This is a genomic window from Agromyces bauzanensis (assembly GCF_014645655.1).
Lineage (GTDB): Bacteria > Actinomycetota > Actinomycetes > Actinomycetales > Microbacteriaceae > Agromyces > Agromyces bauzanensis.
The window spans coordinates 139,422-157,257 of record NZ_BMMD01000006.1 but is presented as its reverse complement, the minus strand read 5'-3'; the positions used below and the strand labels follow the sequence as shown (position 1 = coordinate 157,257).

The following is a 17,836-nucleotide window of genomic DNA, read 5'->3' as shown; positions in this document are numbered from 1 at the left end:
ATGGTCGAGCGCAGGCCTGGACGATGCAGCGCCGCGGCGTGTCAGCCGATGCGCGACCCGATCGCGGCGACGACCGCGTCGAGCGACTGCCCCGACGCGTCGCGTCTGGCACCGCCGTCGGGCAGTTGGCGGGCCGACCCGTCGAGGTCGACCGCCAACGCGGGGGAGCGGCCCACCCAGGCGAGGTGCAGCGCATCCTCGCCCTTGAGGAACCGCTGCGCGCGCACGCCGCCGGTCGCGCGGCCCTTCGCGGGGAACTCCGTGAATGCGCTCACCTTGGCGCTGCCGGGGTCGGTGCCGAGGAGCGTCTCACTGCTCGTGGCGATCGTGACGACCACGGCGTCGGCCGCGGCATCCGCCGGCACTCCCGTGAAGTGGACGACGTGCGCGCCACCGGCGAGGTTGATGCCCGCCATGCCGCCGGCCGGGCAGCCCTGCGGGCGCACCGAGGCGGCCGGGAAGCGCAGCAGCTGCGCATCGGATGCCACGAACACGAGCTCGTCGGCCTCGTCGCCCTGCACCGCGCCGACGACCTCGTCGCCCGCCTTCAGGCCGATCACCTCGAACTCGGGCCGGTTGGGGAAGGCGCCCGTCGAGACGCGCTTCACGATGCCCAGCTTCGTGCCGAGCGCGATCGACCGGTCGGCGTCGAGCGAGACGAGCGCGAGCACCTTCTCGTCCTTGCTGGGCAGGGCGAGGTAATCGGCCACCCGAATGCCGGCGCCGAGCTGCACCGACGTGGGCGGCAGCATCGGCAGGTCGACGGGCGTGAACCGGATGAGTCGCCCGAGGCTCGTGAGGGCGCCGATCTCCGCGCGGCTCGTGGTGTCGAGCGAGGAGCGGATCGCATCGTGCCTGCTGCGACGCGCCGGCGGCGTGATGGTGACGGGGCCCTCTGGCCTTTCGGGCAGGTCGACGCGAGCGATCCGGCCCGTGGCGCTGAGGAACACGCGGCACGGGACATCCGCCACCTCAAGGGCGACCGCCGCGTGCTTCGCCGCCGCCCGTGCGACGCTCGGACTCGCGTCGGTCAGGAGCGTGCGCCGGGGCGTGCCATAGCGCTCGGCCGCCTCGGCGAGCTCGTCGGAGACGAGGGCCTCGATGCGGTGCCGGTTCGCGAGGATCTCCTCGAGCTCCTCGATCTCGGCGCGCAGCCGGTCGCGCTCGGTCTCGAGCTCGATGCGGGAGAACTTGGTGAGACGGCGCAGCCGCAGCTCGAGGATGTACTCGGCCTGCACCTGGGTGAGGTCGAAGACGTCCATGAGGCGCGTGCGCGCCTGGTCAGCCTCGTCGCTCGTGCGGATCACCTGGATGACCTCGTCGATGTCGAGGATTGCGATGAGCAGGCCCTCGACGAGGTGCAGGCGTTCGTGCCTGCGGGCGAGGCGGAACTGCGACCTCCGGGTGACCACCGAGATGCGGTGCGCCAGGTAGACCTGCAGGAGTTCGCGCAGCCCGAGCGTCTCCGGGCTGCCGCCGACGAGCGCGACGTTGTTGATGTTGAATGAGTCCTCGAGGGGGGTCAGCCGGTACAGCTGCTCGAGCACCGCCTCGGGGCTGAAGCCGGTCTTGATGCCGATGACGAGCCGCAGGCCGTTCGTGCGGTCGGTGAGGTCGGTGACGTCCGAGATGCCGCTGATCTTCTTCGCGTTCACCCCGTCCTTGATCTTCTCTATGACCTTCTCGGGCCCGACGAGGTAGGGCAGCTCGGTGACGACGAGGCCCATCTTGCGGGCTGTGACGGACTCGATCGACACCCTCGCGCGGGTCTTGAAGCTGCCGCGCCCGGTGGCGTAGGCGTCCTTGATGCCGGCGAGCCCGACGATCGTGCCGCCCGAGGGCAGGTCGGGGCCCGGCACGAACTCCATGAGCTCGTCGAGCGTCGCGTCGGGGTGCGCGATGAGATGCCGCGCCGCGCCCACGACCTCGATGAGGTTGTGGGGCACCATGTTGGTGGCCATGCCGACGGCGATGCCGCTTGCGCCGTTGACGAGGAGATTGGGGTAGGCGGCGGGCAGCACGTCGGGCTGCTGGGCGGAGTTGTCGTAGTTTGGCACGAAGTCGACGACGTCCTCGTCGAGGCCGTCGGTCATGGCCAGCGCAGGGGCGGCCAGCCGTGCCTCGGTGTAGCGGGGCGCCGCGGGGCCGTCGTCGAGCGAGCCGAAGTTGCCGTGGCCGTCGATGAGCGGGACGCGCAGCGTGAACGGCTGCGCCATGCGCACGAGCGCGTCGTAGATGGCCGTGTCGCCGTGCGGGTGGTACTTGCCCATGACGTCGCCGACGACGCGCGACGACTTGACGTGACCGCGGTCGGGGCGCAGGCCCATCTCGCTCATGCCGAACAGGATGCGCCGCTGCACGGGCTTCAGGCCGTCGCGAGCATCGGGCAGCGCCCGCGAGTAGATGACCGAGTACGCGTACTCGAGGAACGAGCCCTGCATCTCGGTGGCGACGTCGACGTCCTCGATGCGTTCGACGATCGGATCGTCGGCGGGCGGGTTCTTTGCTCGGGTCATCCGTCGTCTCTGGGGCTGGCGTGCTCGGCACGCGGCGGAACGGGGCCGCGCCCGGCCTGTGCCAGACTGGGCGCGATGCCTGCAATGCTACCGGTGCCCGCCGTCAGTGCCCCCAGGCTTGCCGGGGTGCTCGGCAGTTCGTTCGCAAGTCTCAGGGGGGGGTCCAACCCGTTCGGGCTGCCCGCGGCATCCGGTGCCGTAGTCGTGCTCGTCGACGGCCTCGGAGCCGCCAACATCCAGGCCCGGGCCGGTCACGCGCGCTTCCTTTCGGCGAGGATGTCGCGGCGCGACGTGATCCGCACCGTGCTGCCGTCGACGACCGCGGCGGGCATCACGAGCTTCACCACCGGGCGGATGCCGGGCGAGCACGGCATCGTCGGCTACCGCGTGCTCGACCGAGCCAACGACCGGATCGTGAACCAGCTCACCGGCTGGGACGAGAAGATGGTTCCCGAGACCTGGCAGCGCGTGCCGACGCTCTTCGAGACCGCCAGGGATGCCGGCACTCGGAGTTTCGCGGTCGGATCGCCCAAGCACGTCGGCTCGGGCTTCTCGCGCGCGGTGCTGCGCGGCGTCGAATACCGGGCGGCGTCGACGATCGCCGACTGCCTGGCCGAGGCGCGCGACGTCGTCGCGACCGAGCCCGGCTCCCTCGTCTACGTCTACGTGTCCGAGCTCGATCGCATCGCGCACGCGCACGGATGGGAGTCCGATCGCTGGCTCGCCGCCCTGGAACAGCTCGACGCCGAGTTGGCGGCGTTCGAGCGCGGCCTGCCGCGCGGCGTCGGCGTACTGGTGACGGCCGACCACGGCGTGATCGACGTCCCGGCGGAGCGGCACGTGTTCGTCGACACCCGTCCGGAACTCCTCGAGGGGATCCGGTACGTCGGCGGCGAGCCTCGGTTCTTCTCGTTCTACTTCGAACCCGAGCTCGACGCCGCGGCGCGTTCGGCGCTCGTCGAGGGGTGGCGGGCCGCCGAGGGCAACCGCGCGTGGGTGCTCGGACGCGACGAGGCCATCGATTCCGGGGTGTTCGGGCCGGTCGCCGACGAGGTGCGCGACCGCATCGGCGACATCCTCATCGCCGCACGGTCGGGCGTCGCTTACTACGACCGTCGCGAGGCGAACCGGCAAGGGGAGTCCATGATCGGCCAGCACGGTTCGCTCACCGACGAGGAGACGCGCGTTCCGCTCATCCGCGGCGGCGCATACGCCCGCGCGTGACCGCGCCTCAGGCGGGGTACCGGCCGCGCTTGACCTGCGGCTTCGGCAGGCGCAGCGGACGGAGCTGTAGCGCCCGCATCGCGGCATACCAGCGCACGCGCTCGGCCTTGTCCTCGCCGTACTTCGCCCTGAGCTTGCGGGTGAGGATGAAGCCCAGGATCACGACGTCGAGCACCGCGACCAGGAAGAACGCCCAGAGCGCCATGATGCCGATCGCCTGCACCTCGGCGCTCGGCACGAACGTGAGCAGGATGATGGCGAACATGAAGGGGATCAGGACCTCGCCGATGCTGAACCTGGCGTCGACGTAGTCGCGAACGTACTTCTTCTGCGGGCCGCGATCGCGGGCCGGCAGGTACTTGTCTTCGCCCATCGCCATGCCGACGCGCGCGCGCTCGCGAGCCTCTGCCTGCTTCGCCCGTGCCTGCTTCGCCGCCTCCTTGCGGTCGTTCGGCACGAGCGGACGCTTGCGTGCGGCCTCCCGCTCGGCGCGACTCGGCGTGGGCGCGCCCTTGCCGACCTGGGGGGTCGCGGATGCCTCGTCGTCGGCGCCGGCCTCAGGCGCAGGGGTGTTGGTGGGGTGCTTTGCCACGGAAGTCCTCGAATCGGTTGGCCTTAAGATTATCGGCATGACCCAGCCGCATCCCACCGGATCCCCGGTCGTCGACTCCCACGAGGCCGTCGACGACATCCGCGACGCCGTCGACGGCGGATTCCCCGCGACCGTCGCCGATCTCGCGCGCCTCGTGCGCATCCCGTCCGTCTCGTGGCCCGCGTTCGACGCCGCCCACGTGGCCGAGAGCGCCGATGCCGTCGCCGAGCTCCTCCGGGGCACGGGCGTGTTCGACCTCGTCGACATCCGCCGGGCGCCGGTCGCGGACGGCTCCGAACTCGGCCAGCCGGCCGTCGTCGCGAGGCGGGCCGCGCGCAACGGGCGCCCGACCGTGCTGCTCTACGCGCACCACGACGTGCAGCCGCCGGGAAGGGACGAGGACTGGGAGACCCCGCCGTTCGAGCCGACCCAGCGCGGCGACCGCCTGCACGGCCGCGGGGCCGCCGACGACAAGGCCGGCATCATGGCGCACGTCGGCGCCATCCGCGCGTTCGCCGAGGTCGCCGGCGACTTCGATCTCGGCCTGGCGGTGTTCATCGAGGGCGAGGAGGAGTGGGCGTCGCGCTCGTTCGCGAACTTCGTGCACGAGAACCGCGACCTCCTCGCCGCGGACGCTATCATCGTCGCCGACTCGGGCAACTGGGATGTCACCACACCCGCCATCACGGTCGCGTTGCGCGGCGCGGTCGCCTTCAACCTCCGCATCGACACGCTGACGCACGCGTCGCACTCGGGCATGTTCGGAGGCGCCGCACCCGATGCCATGCTGGCGGCCATCCGACTGCTCGATTCCATGTGGGCCGACGACGGCTCGGTCGTCGTGGAGGGGCTGCGGAGCATCGACCTGCCGACCCCGGAGTACGACGAGGCGCAGCTGCGCGCCGAGGTCGGGCTGCTCGAGGGTGTCGTGCCGATCGGAAACGGTTCGCTCCTGTCCCGTATCTGGGCGCAGCCGGCCGTCACCGTGACGGGCATTGACGCTCCGGATGTCGCGAACGCGTCGAACACGCTGCTTCCCGGCGTCCGCGTGCGCGTGAGCGCGCGCATCGCCCCCGGCCAGGACGCCGACGAGGCGTTCACGGCGATCAGGAGCCACCTCGAGGCCCGTGCGCCGTTCGGGGCACGACTCACCTTCGAGGACATCGACACCGGGCAGCCGTTCCTCGTCGACACGAGTGGCTGGGCGGTGGCCGAGACGCGGGCGGCCATGGCGGAGGCGTGGGGGAGGGAACCGGTCGAGGTCGGCGTTGGCGGCTCGATACCGTTCATCGCCGAGTTCGTCGAGGAGTTCCCCGACGCACAGATCCTCGTGACCGGCGTGGAGGACCCCGACTCGCGAGCCCACAGTCCGAACGAATCGCTCCACCTCGGCGTGTTCAAGCGCGCGCTGCTCGCCGAGGCGCTCTTGCTCGCCCGGCTCGACGCGCGATCGGATTCCTGACCGCGCGTGGGGCCCACTCGCCGTTCCGGCGGTTACCATTGGAAGAGACATCCGCGTTCCCTGACGCACCGAGGAGAGACATGAGCGACATGATCACCGAGACGATGCACGGCGTGAAGCTGAGCGACGCCGCCGCCGACAAGGTCCGCGGCCTCCTCGAACAGGAGGGCCGCGACGACCTACGCCTCCGCGTGGCGGTGCAGCCGGGCGGATGCTCCGGGCTGATCTACCAGCTCTACTTCGACGAGCGCCTCCTCGACGGCGACGCGATCGTCGACTTCTTGGGCGTCGAGGTCGTCGTCGACAAGATGAGCGTGCCGTACCTCGACGGCGCCTCGATCGACTTCGAGGACACCATCCAGAAACAGGGCTTCACGATCGACAACCCCAACGCGCAGGGCAGCTGCGCGTGTGGCGACTCGTTCCACTGATTCCGGGCCCGAATCGCTCCCGAAGGGGGGTCGCGCGAGCGGCCTCCCTTCGGCGTTTCGGCCGATCGAGCGTGGATTTCCGGCTTCGACGCGCCGAACACCGCCCTCCGATGCACACCCCGGTGGTCGAGTCGGAGTAGGCTAGGCACCGATCACCGCGCTTCGCTGTGAAGCGCCTTCGAGTCTCCCGAAAGGTCACCGGTGCGCCATAATCGCCGTCTCCGATGGGCTGCTATTCCGATCGCAGCGTCGCTCAGCCTCGTCCTCGCCGGATGCACGCAGGCCCAGCTGAACGGATTCCTCCCGGGGTTCGAGGACGGAGCGGGTCCGGCCACCAACCACACCGAGCGCGTCTCGGGCCTCTGGGTCACGTCGTGGATCGTGCTGCTGGTCGTCGGCCTCGTGACCTGGGGACTCACCATCTGGGCCGTGATCGCGTACCGCCGCCGCAAGGGCCAGACGGGCCTGCCGGTGCAGCTGCGCTACAACATGCCGATCGAGGTGTTCTACACCGTCGTCCCGCTCATTCTCGTCCTGGGATTCTTCGCCTTCACGGCGCGCGACCAGGCGGCGATCGAGCAGCGCTTCGCCGAAGACGAGGTCGACGTGCGCATCGAGGTGATCGGCAAGCAGTGGGCGTGGGACATCAACTACATCGACGAGAACGTCTACTCGCCCGGCATCCAGGGCCAGCTCGACGACGAGGGCCCCTCGGGGTCGCTCGTGCAGTCCGAGCTCCCGACCCTCTACCTGCCCGTCGGCCAGAACGTCGAGCTCAAGCTCGAGGCTCGCGACGTCATCCACTCCTTCTGGGTCGTCGACTTCCTCTACAAGAAGGACCTGATCCCCGGCAAGACGAACTACATGTCGTTCGTCCCAGAGCGCGAGGGCACCTACGCCGGCAAGTGCGCCGAGCTCTGCGGCGAATACCACTCGCTCATGCTCTTCAACGTCGAGGTCGTCTCCCAGGACGAGTACGACGCCTACATCGAATCGCTCCGCGACCTCGGCCAGGAGGGCCAGCTCTCCACCGAATACGACCGCCGTCAGAACCAGCCCGGCCCGGGCGCGCCCGAATTGAACGAGGAGCAGGAAGCCGAATGAGCACCACGACCGCACCGGCTCGACCGCAGTCGAGCAGCCTGCCGTTCGGCACCTCAAAGGTCGAGCGCAAGGGGAACGTCCTCGTGCGGTGGATCACCTCCACCGATCACAAGGTCATCGGATACCTCTACCTGATCACGTCGTTCATCTACTTCTGCGTCGGCGGCGTGATGGCCCTCATCATCCGCGCCCAGCTGTTCGAGCCGGGCCTGGAGATCGTGCAGACGCGTGAGCAGTACAACCAGCTGTTCACGATGCACGGCACGATCATGCTGCTGATGTTCGCGACGCCGCTCTTCGCCGGCTTTGCGAACGTGCTCATGCCGCTGCAGATCGGCGCTCCCGATGTCGCGTTCCCGCGGCTGAACGCGCTGGCGTACTGGTTCTTCAACTTCGGTTCGCTCATCGCGGTCGCAGGCTTCTTCACGCCGCAGGGCGCCGCGTCCTTCGGCTGGTTCGCGTATCAGCCACTCGCCTCCACGACATTCTCACCAGGCATGGGCGGGAGTCTCTGGATGGTCGGGCTCGGCCTGTCGGGCTTCGGCACGATCCTCGGTGCGGTGAACTTCATCACCACGATCATCACGATGCGCGCACCCGGCATGACGATGTTCCGCATGCCGATCTTCACGTGGAACACGCTCGTCACGTCGATCCTGATCCTCATGGTGTTCCCGGTGCTCGCGGCCGCGATCCTCGCCGCGGCCGCCGACCGCATCCTCGGGGCGCACATCTACGACCCGGCCAACGGCGGTGTGATCCTCTGGCAGCACCTCTTCTGGTTCTTCGGGCATCCCGAGGTCTACATTATCGCGCTGCCGTTCTTCGGCATCATCTCGGAGGTCTTGCCGGTCTTCAGCCGGAAGCCGATCTTCGGATACAAGACCCTGATCTACGCGACGATCGCGATCGCCGCACTGTCGGTCACGGTCTGGGCGCACCACATGTACGTCACGGGATCGGTCCTGCTGCCGTTCTTCGCGCTCATGACCATGCTCATCGCCGTACCGACGGGTGTGAAGATCTTCAACTGGGTGGGCACGATGTGGCGCGGCTCGGTCACGTTCGAGACGCCGCTCGTCTGGGCGGTCGGCTTCCTCATCACGTTCGTGTTCGGTGGCCTCACCGGCGTCATCCTGGCGTCGCCGCCGCTCGACTTCCACGTCTCCGACACCTACTTCGTCGTCGCGCACTTCCACTACGTCGTCTTCGGAACGGTCGTGTTCGCGATGTTCTCGGGCTTCTACTTCTGGTGGCCGAAGTGGACCGGCAAGATGCTCAACGAGCGGCTCGGCAAGTGGCACTTCTGGCTGGTGTTCATCGGCTTCCACACGACGTTCCTCGTGCAGCACTGGCTGGGCGTCGTGGCGATGCCGCGCCGGTACTACTCGTACCTGCCGGAAGACAACATCACGTGGATGAACCAGCTGTCGACGGTCGGCGCCGCCATTCTGGCGATCTCCATGATCCCATTCTTCCTGAATGTGTACATCACCGCTCGCCGCGCGCCGAAGGTGACCGTGAACGACCCGTGGGGCTATGGTCGATCGCTCGAGTGGGCCACGAGCTGCCCGCCGCCGCGGCACAACTTCACCTCGATCCCGCGCATCCGTTCGGAGGCGCCGGCGTTCGACCTCAACCACCCCGAGGCGGGCATCCCTGTGGGTATCGGCCCGGCGAAGGATGCGCCGGATGCTCCCGTGTACGATGCAGCGACGAAGGAAGTCAAGTAGATGCGTGCGAATGTCATCCTCTTCTGGATCCTGTTCGTCTACTTCGCGCTGTTGGCGGCGATCTACGCATTCTGGACTTGGCTCGACGATGGGCAGCCCGGCGTTGAGCCGGCCGGGACCGTGGCGCTCACGCTCACGGCGGTGCTCTCGGCCTTCATCGCCTTCTACCTCGGGCGCGTGCGCAGCGCGCAGGGGGCTGAGCTGCCAGAGGACCGCCTCGACGCGAACATCGACGACGGCGACCCCGAACTCGGTTTCTTCAGCCCCTGGAGCTGGTGGCCGATCACGCTCGCTGCCGCCGCGGCGCTCGGCTTCCTCTCGTTGGCCGTCGGCTGGTGGATGTTCCCCATCGCCATCGTGCTCTTCCTCGTGGCCATCGTGGGTTGGGTCTACGAGTACTACCGCGGCAACTTCGCCCGCTGACCCGGGCGGATGCGGTCACGCCGCGTTGCGGCGATGACCCACCACTTCGGGCCGGTCCGAAGCGGGCGGACACGGAATCCTGCACACTCGAGGACGTCGTACATCGCCGCGGGGGAGTGCACGTACCCGCGGTACTCGCGTCCGCGGAGCCGCATCATCGCATTGCCGATTCCGACCGACATCCGTGTGAACCGCGTTCTCGGTGGATGACTGAACACGAGGGTCCGGCGTGCGTGGACGGCCGCTGCCCCGAGGAGCCGATCCGAATCGGGATTGCAGCAGACGACCCGGTGGAGCACCACGTAATCGGCAATGGCGATCCGGTCGCCGTTCGACCCTCGACGGCCCCGGTACCGCTTGGCCACGTCGTGGGAGAAGCGGCCGTCGAACACGCCCTCGTATCGCGCCGAGCCCTGATTGCAGCAATCGGGCATGCGCCCAGTATGCACCCGGCGTCAGCCCGACGGCGATATGAGTTGAAACGCGAGGACGTCGACGGCGATCGTCACGTCGAGGTCGCCTCCTGCGGGTCGTCCTGCGAGTGACACAGCATGGTGGGCGGACGGTCCCATCCCCGCGAGCAGCGCTCGCGTGTCGGGATCCGCCTCGAGGACGTACTGCACCCGAGCAGCACCGCGTGGTACGAGGCCGACGGCCGCAAGCCGGTCCGTGACCGTCTCGGCCTTTTGCGCCGGGACGTCGAGGAGCAGCCCGAGCTCCCTGAGCTCACGGAGGTGGTGCACGTGGGGAACGACGACCACCAGCCGACCGCCTGGTCGCAGGATCCGAGCGAACTCGCTCGGGTTCCGCGGAGCGAACACGTTCAGGACCACGTCGGCGACGTCGTCACGCAGGGGTAATGGGCGCCAGATGTCGAGGACGACGCCGGAGGCGCTGGGAACCGCGCGCAGGGCGGCACGTACGGCGTCTGGTGATCGGTCCGCGAGCAGGAAGTCCGCGTCGGGCAGGGCTTCGCTGAGAAATCGGGAGTAGTACCCGGTGCCGCAGCCGAGATCGGCGACGCGCAGGCGCACCTCCGCCTGCCCGGGGTTCGCCGGCAACGCGGCTCGCGCCAACTCCTCGGCGATCGGCCGGTAGGCGCCACGGTCGAGGAGCGCCGCGCGTGAGACGAGCATCTCGCGGTCGTCGCCGGTCGTGCGAGGTGCCCTGGGCGGGAGCAGCGTGAGATACCCGTGCTTCGAGGGATCGAATCGATGACCGTGGTCGCAGCCGTACGCCCGGTCGTCGACGGGAGAGAGGTCGCCGAAGCAGTTCGGGCACCGGAGCCATGTCCAGTCGATCGACATGGCGTTCCGGTGCCCGAATCGGTGAATGAGCCGCAGGCTCAGCCGTGGGTGGTATCCACCTCGGCATGGTGGCTGGAGTGCGCCGCCTCGAGCTCGCCCCTCGTGACCGGGGCGATCCGGTCCTCGAAGAACCATCGCGACACGGACGCCCGCAGCCGCTGGCCGGCCGTGATCTTGCCGCGTGCGTCCGGGCGGATCATGAGCGGCTCGTACGACTCGAAGCTCACCAGGCGCCAGCGGTCGTATTCGTCGAGCGGCTGGTGCACTTCGATGAACTCGCCGCCCGGCAGCTTCACGATGCGGCCCGACTCGTAGCCGTGCAGCACGATCTCACGGTCCTTCTTCTGCAGTGCGATGCAGACGCGCTTGGTGATGAAGTAGGCGATGATCGGTCCGAGGATCACCGTTGCCTGGAGCGCGTTGATGACGCCCTCCATCGTGAGCGAGAAGTGAGTGGCGAGGAGGTCCGAGCTCGCCGCGGCCCAGAGACCGGCGTAGAACGTCACGCCCGCGGCGCCGATCGCCGTGCGGATCGGCGCGTTGCGCGGACGGTCCGCGATGTGGTGCTCTCGCTTGTCGCCCTTGACCCACGCCTCGATGAACGGATAGCCCACGACGAGGACGAGGAAGATGCCGATCGCGATGAGGGGAACAAGGATGTTGAACGACCAGGTGCGATCGAGCCACACGAACTCCCAGCCCGGCGGGATCAGTCGAAGGGCGCCGTCGGCGAACCCGATGTACCAGTCGGGCTGCGTGCCCGCCGACACCGGTGACGGGTCGTACGGGCCGTAGTTCCAGATCGGGTTGATCGTGAACATCGCCGCGATGAGCGAGATCACGCCCCAGATGATGAACATGAAGCCGCCCGCCTTCGCGGCGTAGATCGGCAGGATGGGCGGACCGACCGAGTTCGTCGGCTGGCGCCCGGGTCCGGCGAACTGCGTGTGCTTGTGGATGAACACGTAGCCGACGTGCACGGCGATGAGTGCGACCACGAGCGCCGGCAGGAGCAGGATATGCAGCGTGTAGAGGCGGCCCACGATGGCCGTACCGGGGAACTCGCCGCCGAAGAGGAGGAACGAGGTCCACGTGCCGATCAAGGGGATGCCCTTGACCATGCCGTCGATGATGCGCAGGCCGTTGCCCGAGAGCAGGTCGTCGGGGAGCGAGTACCCGGTGAAGCCCTCGGCCATCGCGAGGACGAACAGGAGGAAGCCGAACACCCAGTTGATCTCACGGGGCTTGCGGAACGCACCGGTGAAGAACACGCGGAGCATGTGCAGGCCGATCGCGGCGACGAAGAGCAGCGCCGCCCAGTGGTGCATCTGCCGCACGAAGAGTCCGCCACGGATGTCGAAGGAGATGTCGAGGGTGGAGGCCATCGCCACCGACATCTCGACGCCCTTGAGCGGCACGTATGATCCGTCGTACTCGACCTCGGCCATCGAAGCCTGGAAGAAGAACGTCAGGAACGTGCCGGAGACCAGCACCACGACGAAACTGAAGAGCGCGACCTCGCCGAGGAGGAATGACCAGTGGTCGGGGAAGGCCTTGCGGCCGAGTCCTTTGATCGCGACGGCGATGCCGGTTCGATCGTTGACGTACTCGGATGCCGCCGCGGTGAACGAACGCTTCTCAGGAGCGGTTGATCGGGTCGTTGCGGTGCTCAATGGCGCTCCCAGAAGCTCGGGCCGACGGGTTCGTTGAAGTCGCTCTGGGCGACGAGGTAGCCCTCGTCGTCGACGGCGATCGGCAACTGCGGCAGGGCACGCTTTGCAGGCCCGAAGATGACTTCGCAGTTGTTCGAGACGTCGAACTGCGACTGATGGCAGGGGCAGAGCAGGTGATGCGTGTGCTGCTCGTACAGTGCTACCGGGCATCCGACGTGGGTGCAGATCTTCGAGTACGCCACGATGCCGTCGTACGCCCAGTCCTCGCGGCCTGGCGCCGGGTTGAGCTGGCTCGGCTCGAGGCGCATGAGGAGCACCGCCGCTTTCGCCTTCTCCTCCAGCTTGCCGTGCTCGAGCTCCGCGAGTCCCTCGGGAACCACGTGGAATGCGCTGCCGATCGTGACATCGGAAGCCTTGATCGGCGTGCCCGATGGGTCGAGCGTCAGGCGGGTGCCCCGTCGCCACATCGTGTGGCTGAGCAGCTCGACGGGCAGCTGGTCCTGCGGGGCGAGACCCCGGAAGAGCACGACGGCCGGCAGCGGGAACGCGAGGAGGGCCCCGATGAGGCTGTTGCGGATGACCGTGCGGCGACTGAATCCCGACTCCTCGTCGGCCTGTCGCATGACCTCGACGGCGCCCTGCTGGGTCGCCGGCGTCGAGCTGATGGGGTGCCGGATGTCGATCGATTCGGCTGAGGTCATCAGCGACTTGCCCCAGTGCACTGCGCCGAACCCGATGCCCAGCAGCGCGAGCGTGACGCCGATGCCCACGAACATGTTGTTCAGGCGCACGGCGCCGACGTCGTTCGACTCCATCGGGAACAACATGTACGCGGCGATCGCCCACACGCTGCCGAGGATCGAGAGGTAGAAGAGCGTGTAGACCGTGCGCTGCGCGCGCTTCTCGCGCTTGGGGTTCTCGTCGGTGACACGAGGACGATGCGGTTCGAAACCGGGGTTCTCGAACGCGTCGCGGGGGATGACTGCCGTGCCGGTCGAACCGGCGAACTCCTGCTCGGCGTGCGACGAGTCGGCAGCGACGAGATCGACGCCGCTGTTGTCGTCCTGGGCCATGGTTCTCCTTCTTCAGCTGCTTCGGTGCCGGGCGTGCGCTAGTTGGACTTCGCCGTGATCCACACGGTGATCGCGACGATCGAGCCGAGACCGAAGATCCAGATCAACAGCCCCTCTGCCACGGGACCCAGCGAGCCGAGCTCGAAACCGCCGGGGGAGCGATTGTCCTGGACGTACTTGAGGTACGTGATGATGTCGCGCTTGTCCTCCGGCGAGATGTTCAGGTCGTTGAACACCGGCATGTTCTGCGGGCCGGTGACCATGGCCTCGTAGATGTGAACGCCGGAGACACCCGTCAGCGCCGGAGCGAACTTGCCCTCGGTGAGCGCACCACCGGCGCCGGCCACGTTGTGGCACATGGCGCAGTTGATGCGGAAGAGCTCGGCGCCGTTGGCCGCATCGCCGCCGCCGTTGACGAGGTGGTCCGCGGGGATGTCGGGACCGGGGCCGAGGGAGGCCACGTAGTAGGCGAGCTGCTTGACCTGCTCATCGGTGAACTGCGGCGGCTTCACCTGCGCCTGCGGGCCCTGCATCTGCATGGGCATACGGCCGGTGCCCACCTGGAAGTCCACGGATGCCGCGCCCACGCCGATGAGGCTCGGGCCGTTGTTGCCCTGCGCGTCGAGCCCGTGGCAGGTCGCGCAGTTCGCCTGGAAGAGCTTCTTCCCCTCCTCGATCGTCTCCTGCGACGTGGGCTCCGCCTCGGCCTGCGCCACGGAGCCGGAGCTCAGAGCCGCATAGGCGCCACCGGTGAAGACGAGTCCGAGCGCGAGCAGCGCGACGGTTGCGAGCGGGTGCCGGCGGCCGGTGCGTCGCTTCGAGCGGTTCATCAGTTTCTTCCTGTTCGCGGGCATGCTGTTCGTGACGCTCCTGTCGAGGCTCATCTGAGGATGTAGATCACGAGGAACAGACCGATCCAGACGACGTCGACGAAGTGCCAGTAGTACGACACCACGATCGCGCTCGTCGCCTCGCGGTGGCCGAAGTTCTTGACGGCGAACACCCGGCCGATCACGAGGAGGAAGGCGATCAACCCGCCCGTGACGTGCAGGCCGTGGAAGCCGGTGGTGAGGTAGAACGCGGACCCGTAGGCGTTCGAGTCGATCGCGATGCCCTCGGAGACGAGCGTCGCGTACTCCCAGATCTGGCCGGCGACGAAGATGGCGCCCATGGCATAGGTCAGGAAGAACCACTCGACCATGCCCCACTGCGTGGGCTTCCAGCCGGTGGCGTAGGGCTGCAGCCGCTCGGCCGCGAACACGCCGAACTGGCACGTGAACGACGACGCCACGAGGATGATCGTGTTCGTCAGCGAGTACGGGAAGTTGAGGCGACCCGCCTCGAACGCCCACAACTCGGGCGACATCGATCGCAGCGTGAAGTAGATCGCGAACAGCCCAGCGAAGAACATGACCTCGCTGCCGAGCCAGACGATCGTGCCCACCGCGACGGTGTTCGGTCGTTTGATCACGGGCGCGCTCGCCTGGTAAGTGATTGAGGTGCTCGTCACGCACACCATTATGGCTGAAATCGCGGGTGAGTTCTCGTCAACCCGGACAGCCATGTCCGTCCCGGCCGGTTAGGGAACCCTAAGTTCTCAAGGGTCGAAGCCGGGAATCCGCCCTGAATCCGGCAGATAGGATCGAGTCCATGCCCACCCGACAGAATTGGCCGACCATCATCTCCGCGCTCCTCGAGCACGAGGACCTCAGCGTGTCGGACGCGGCGTGGTGCATGGAACAGGTCATGACCGGCACGGTCACGCCCGCACAGCTGGCCGGATTCCTCATCGCCCTCAGCGTGAAGGGGGAGACGGTGGACGAGATCGTCGGGTTCCGCGACGCGGTGCTCGAGCACGCGATCCCGCTGCCCGTCGATCCGATGGCGCTCGACATCGTGGGCACGGGCGGCGACCGCTTCGGCACGGTGAACGTGTCGACGATGGCGTCGGTCGTGGCCGCGGCATCCGGAGTCCCCGTGATCAAGCACGGCAACCGCGCCGCGAGCTCGTCGTCGGGATCCTCCGACGTGCTGGCCGCGCTCGGCCTCGACTTGGCGCTCCCTGCCGAGCGAGTGGCCCGGGTGCTCGGTGAGGTCGGCATCACGTTCGCGTTCGCCGGTGCCTTCCACCCCGGCTTCCGTCATGCGGGTCCGGTGCGGTCCGAACTCGGTGTGCCGACCGTCTTCAACTTCCTCGGCCCGCTCTGCAACCCTGCCCGCCCCGAGGCGTCGGCAGTGGGGGTCGCCAACCTCGACCGGGTGCCGCTCATCGTCGGCGTGTTCCGGACGCGCGGCGCGACGGCGCTCGTGTTCCGGGGCGACGACGGCCTCGACGAGCTCACGACCACCGGGCACAGCCACATCTGGGAGGTCTCGCGTGGCACGGTCAAGGAGCACGATCTCGACCCGCGGGAACTCGGCATCCGGCGCACGACGATCGACGAGCTGGTCGGCGGCGACGCAGCCCACAACGCCGAGATCGTGCACCGGGTGTTCGCCGGCGAGCGCGGTCCGGTGCGCGACATCGTCGTGCTCAACGCGGCCGCCGGCCTGGTGTCGTTCGAGCTGGCGAAGGACCCGAGCCAGTTCCAGCGCGCCGTGCTCGACCGGTTCCACGACAAGCTGGCCGTGGCCGAGGAGGCGGTCGACAGCGGCGCCGCGGCCCGGAAGCTCGAGGAGTGGATCGACGCCACGAAGCGGTGACGACGAAGGGTCCCGCGGCATCCGCGGGGCCCTCGCCTCACTGCTGGAGCACGCTCGGCATCAGCCGTGCGACACATCCTCGTCGACCCAGTCGAACGTCTTCGTGACGGCCTTCTTCCAGAGGCGCAGCTGACGGTCGCGCTCGGCGGGATCCATCTTCGGCTCCCAGCGCGAGTCCTCCTGCCAGTTGGCACGGAGCTCGTCGAGGCTCGACCAGAACCCGACCGCGAGGCCGGCCGCGTAGGCGGCTCCGAGCGCCGTGGTCTCGGCGACGACCGGACGCACGACCGGTACGCCCAGGATGTCGGCCTGGAACTGCATCAGCGTGTTGTTGGCGATCATGCCGCCGTCGACCTTGAGCTCGGTGAGGTCGACGCCCGAGTCGGCGTTCACCGCGTCGAGCACCTCGCGGGTCTGGAACGCGGTGGCCTCGAGGACGGCCCGGGCGATGTGGCCCTTGTGCACGTACCTGGTGAGGCCGACGAGCGCGCCGCGGGCGTCGGGTCGCCAGTACGGCGCGAACAGGCCGGAGAACGCCGGCACGAAGTACGCGCCGCCGTTGTCGTCGACGGTCTTCGCCAGGTCCTCGATCTCGGACGCGTTCGAGATGAGCCCGAGGTTGTCGCGCACCCACTGCACCAGGGAGCCCGTGACGGCGATCGCGCCCTCCAGCGCGTAGTGCGGCTTGTCGTCGCCGAGCTTGTAGCCGAGCGTCGTGAGCAGGCCGTTCCTGGAGTGGACGATCTCCTCGCCGGTGTTGAAGATGAGGAAGTTGCCGGTGCCGTAGGTGTTCTTCGACTCGCCCGGATCGAACGCCGCCTGCCCGAAGGTCGCCGCCTGCTGGTCGCCGAGGATCCCCGCGACCGGCACCTCGCGCAGCAGGCTCGAGGGCTCGACGGTGCCGTACACCTCGGACGACGCCTTGATCGCGGGCATCATCGAGCGCGGCACGCCGAACGCGGCGAGGATGTCGTCGCGCCACTCGAGCGTCGCGAGGTCCATGAACAACGTGCGGCTCGCGTTCGTGACATCCGTGGCGTGCACGCCGCCGTCGGTGCCACCGGTGAGGTTCCAGAGCACCCAGCAGTCGGTGGTGCCGAAGAGCAGGTCGCCCGCTTCCGCCTTCTCACGAGCACCGGGCACGTTCTCGAGGATCCAGACGATCTTCGTGCCCGAGAAGTACGTGGCGAGGGGAAGGCCGACATCCTGCTTGAACCGCTCCACGCCGCCGTCGGCCGCGAGCCGGTCGACGATGGGCTGGGTGCGCGTGTCCTGCCAGACGATGGCGTTGTAGACGGGCTCGCCGGTGTTCTTGTCCCAGACCACCGCGGTCTCGCGCTGGTTCGTGATGCCGACGGCCGCGATGTCGTGCCGGGTGAGGTCGGCCTTGCCGAGGGCCTGGCCGGTGACCTCCCGAGTGTTGCGCCAGATCTCCATGGGGTCGTGCTCGACCCAGCCGGCCTTGGGGAAGATCTGCTCGTGTTCGAGCTGTCCGGTCGCGACGATGGAACCCCTCTTGTCGAAGATGATCGCGCGCGACGACGTCGTGCCCTGGTCGATCGCCAGGATGTAGTCAGCCATGACTTCCTCTCAGA

General features: G+C 68.2%; 15 protein-coding genes. 7 read left to right on the top strand and 8 right to left on the bottom strand.

Annotated elements, in window-relative coordinates:
• Positions 1 to 41 precede the first annotated feature (41 nt).
• Entirely contained in the window at positions 42 to 2,516 is a 2,475-nt protein-coding gene (locus IEX31_RS07415) for a DNA gyrase/topoisomerase IV subunit A (RefSeq protein WP_188742785.1), read from the bottom strand.
• Positions 2,517 to 2,591: 75 nt separating this feature from the next.
• On the opposite strand from IEX31_RS07415, the gene IEX31_RS07410 reads away from it, so the two are divergent.
• Positions 2,592 to 3,740 (top strand): alkaline phosphatase family protein, encoded by a 1,149-nt coding sequence (locus IEX31_RS07410; protein ID WP_188742784.1) that lies wholly within the window; start codon positions 2,592 to 2,594, stop codon positions 3,738 to 3,740.
• A 7-nt stretch (positions 3,741 to 3,747) separates the two neighbouring features.
• On the opposite strand, the gene IEX31_RS07405 is transcribed toward IEX31_RS07410, so the two are convergent.
• Positions 3,748 to 4,332, bottom strand: a complete 585-nt coding sequence (locus tag IEX31_RS07405) for a DUF3043 domain-containing protein (RefSeq protein WP_229662175.1) — start codon at positions 4,330 to 4,332, stop codon at positions 3,748 to 3,750.
• A gap of 37 nt (positions 4,333 to 4,369) precedes the next feature.
• Between IEX31_RS07405 and IEX31_RS07400 the strand changes: the two genes are divergently transcribed.
• The 5 genes from IEX31_RS07400 (at position 4,370) to IEX31_RS07380 (ending at position 9,485) form a co-directional block, all read left to right on the top strand.
• Positions 4,370 to 5,794 carry a dipeptidase gene (locus tag IEX31_RS07400; protein ID WP_188742782.1) on the top strand — a complete coding sequence of 475 codons (1,425 nt, stop codon included), beginning with the start codon at positions 4,370 to 4,372 and terminating at the stop codon, positions 5,792 to 5,794.
• A gap of 80 nt (positions 5,795 to 5,874) precedes the next feature.
• Positions 5,875 to 6,225, top strand: a complete 351-nt coding sequence (gene erpA / locus IEX31_RS07395) for an iron-sulfur cluster insertion protein ErpA (protein WP_188742781.1) — start codon at positions 5,875 to 5,877, stop codon at positions 6,223 to 6,225.
• Positions 6,226 to 6,426: 201 nt separating this feature from the next.
• Positions 6,427 to 7,329 (top strand): aa3-type cytochrome oxidase subunit II, encoded by a 903-nt coding sequence (ctaC, locus tag IEX31_RS07390; protein WP_188742780.1) that lies wholly within the window; start codon positions 6,427 to 6,429, stop codon positions 7,327 to 7,329.
• Positions 7,326 to 9,062 (top strand): aa3-type cytochrome oxidase subunit I, encoded by a 1,737-nt coding sequence (ctaD, locus tag IEX31_RS07385; protein ID WP_188742779.1) that lies wholly within the window; start codon positions 7,326 to 7,328, stop codon positions 9,060 to 9,062. The genes ctaC and ctaD overlap by 4 nt, the downstream gene beginning before the upstream one ends.
• Positions 9,063 to 9,485, top strand: a complete 423-nt coding sequence (locus IEX31_RS07380; protein WP_188742778.1) for a cytochrome c oxidase subunit 4 — start codon at positions 9,063 to 9,065, stop codon at positions 9,483 to 9,485.
• A gap of 455 nt (positions 9,486 to 9,940) precedes the next feature.
• On the opposite strand, the gene IEX31_RS07375 is transcribed toward IEX31_RS07380, so the two are convergent.
• Genes IEX31_RS07375 through ctaE form a run of 5 tightly spaced genes read right to left on the bottom strand, consistent with a single transcriptional unit; the run spans position 9,941 to position 15,057 of the window.
• Positions 9,941 to 10,792, bottom strand: coding sequence for a methyltransferase domain-containing protein (locus IEX31_RS07375; RefSeq protein WP_188742777.1), 852 nt, complete (start codon positions 10,790 to 10,792; stop codon positions 9,941 to 9,943).
• Positions 10,793 to 10,830: 38 nt separating this feature from the next.
• Positions 10,831 to 12,465 (bottom strand): cytochrome bc1 complex cytochrome b subunit, encoded by a 1,635-nt coding sequence (qcrB, locus tag IEX31_RS07370; protein WP_188742776.1) that lies wholly within the window; start codon positions 12,463 to 12,465, stop codon positions 10,831 to 10,833.
• On the bottom strand, positions 12,462 to 13,538 hold the full coding sequence (gene qcrA, locus IEX31_RS07365; protein ID WP_188742775.1) for a cytochrome bc1 complex Rieske iron-sulfur subunit: 1,077 nt from the start codon (positions 13,536 to 13,538) through the stop codon (positions 12,462 to 12,464). Before qcrA ends, qcrB begins: the two co-directional genes overlap by 4 nt.
• Before the next feature lie 38 nt (positions 13,539 to 13,576).
• Positions 13,577 to 14,368, bottom strand: a complete 792-nt coding sequence (gene qcrC / locus IEX31_RS07360) for a cytochrome bc1 complex diheme cytochrome c subunit (protein ID WP_188742774.1) — start codon at positions 14,366 to 14,368, stop codon at positions 13,577 to 13,579.
• A 50-nt stretch (positions 14,369 to 14,418) separates the two neighbouring features.
• Entirely contained in the window at positions 14,419 to 15,057 is a 639-nt protein-coding gene (ctaE, locus tag IEX31_RS07355; RefSeq protein ID WP_188742812.1) for an aa3-type cytochrome oxidase subunit III, read from the bottom strand.
• Positions 15,058 to 15,188: 131 nt separating this feature from the next.
• Between ctaE and trpD the strand changes: the two genes are divergently transcribed.
• Complete coding sequence (gene trpD / locus IEX31_RS07350; protein ID WP_188742773.1) at positions 15,189 to 16,241, top strand: anthranilate phosphoribosyltransferase; 1,053 nt, start codon at positions 15,189 to 15,191, stop codon at positions 16,239 to 16,241.
• Positions 16,242 to 16,301: 60 nt separating this feature from the next.
• On the opposite strand, the gene glpK is transcribed toward trpD, so the two are convergent.
• Positions 16,302 to 17,822: a glycerol kinase GlpK gene (gene glpK / locus IEX31_RS07345; RefSeq protein WP_188742772.1), complete on the bottom strand. Its 1,521-nt coding sequence runs from the start codon at positions 17,820 to 17,822 to the stop codon at positions 16,302 to 16,304.
• Positions 17,823 to 17,836: the final 14 nt, after the last annotated feature.

Bases quoted from the DNA above. Each gene is read 5' to 3' on its own strand.
- IEX31_RS07415 (WP_188742785.1), bottom strand. From the start codon at position 2,516: ATGACCCGAGCAAAGAACCCGCCCGCCGACGATCCGATCGTCGAACGC.
- IEX31_RS07410 (WP_188742784.1), top strand. From the start codon at position 2,592: ATGCCTGCAATGCTACCGGTGCCCGCCGTCAGTGCCCCCAGGCTTGCC.
- IEX31_RS07400 (WP_188742782.1), top strand. From the start codon at position 4,370: ATGACCCAGCCGCATCCCACCGGATCCCCGGTCGTCGACTCCCACGAG.
- erpA (WP_188742781.1), top strand. From the start codon at position 5,875: ATGAGCGACATGATCACCGAGACGATGCACGGCGTGAAGCTGAGCGAC.
- ctaD (WP_188742779.1), top strand. From the start codon at position 7,326: ATGAGCACCACGACCGCACCGGCTCGACCGCAGTCGAGCAGCCTGCCG.
- IEX31_RS07380 (WP_188742778.1), top strand. From the start codon at position 9,063: ATGCGTGCGAATGTCATCCTCTTCTGGATCCTGTTCGTCTACTTCGCG.
- IEX31_RS07375 (WP_188742777.1), bottom strand. From the start codon at position 10,792: ATGTCGATCGACTGGACATGGCTCCGGTGCCCGAACTGCTTCGGCGAC.
- qcrA (WP_188742775.1), bottom strand. From the start codon at position 13,538: ATGGCCCAGGACGACAACAGCGGCGTCGATCTCGTCGCTGCCGACTCG.
- qcrC (WP_188742774.1), bottom strand. From the start codon at position 14,368: ATGAACCGCTCGAAGCGACGCACCGGCCGCCGGCACCCGCTCGCAACC.
- ctaE (WP_188742812.1), bottom strand. From the start codon at position 15,057: ATGGTGTGCGTGACGAGCACCTCAATCACTTACCAGGCGAGCGCGCCC.
- trpD (WP_188742773.1), top strand. From the start codon at position 15,189: ATGCCCACCCGACAGAATTGGCCGACCATCATCTCCGCGCTCCTCGAG.
- glpK (WP_188742772.1), bottom strand. From the start codon at position 17,822: ATGGCTGACTACATCCTGGCGATCGACCAGGGCACGACGTCGTCGCGC.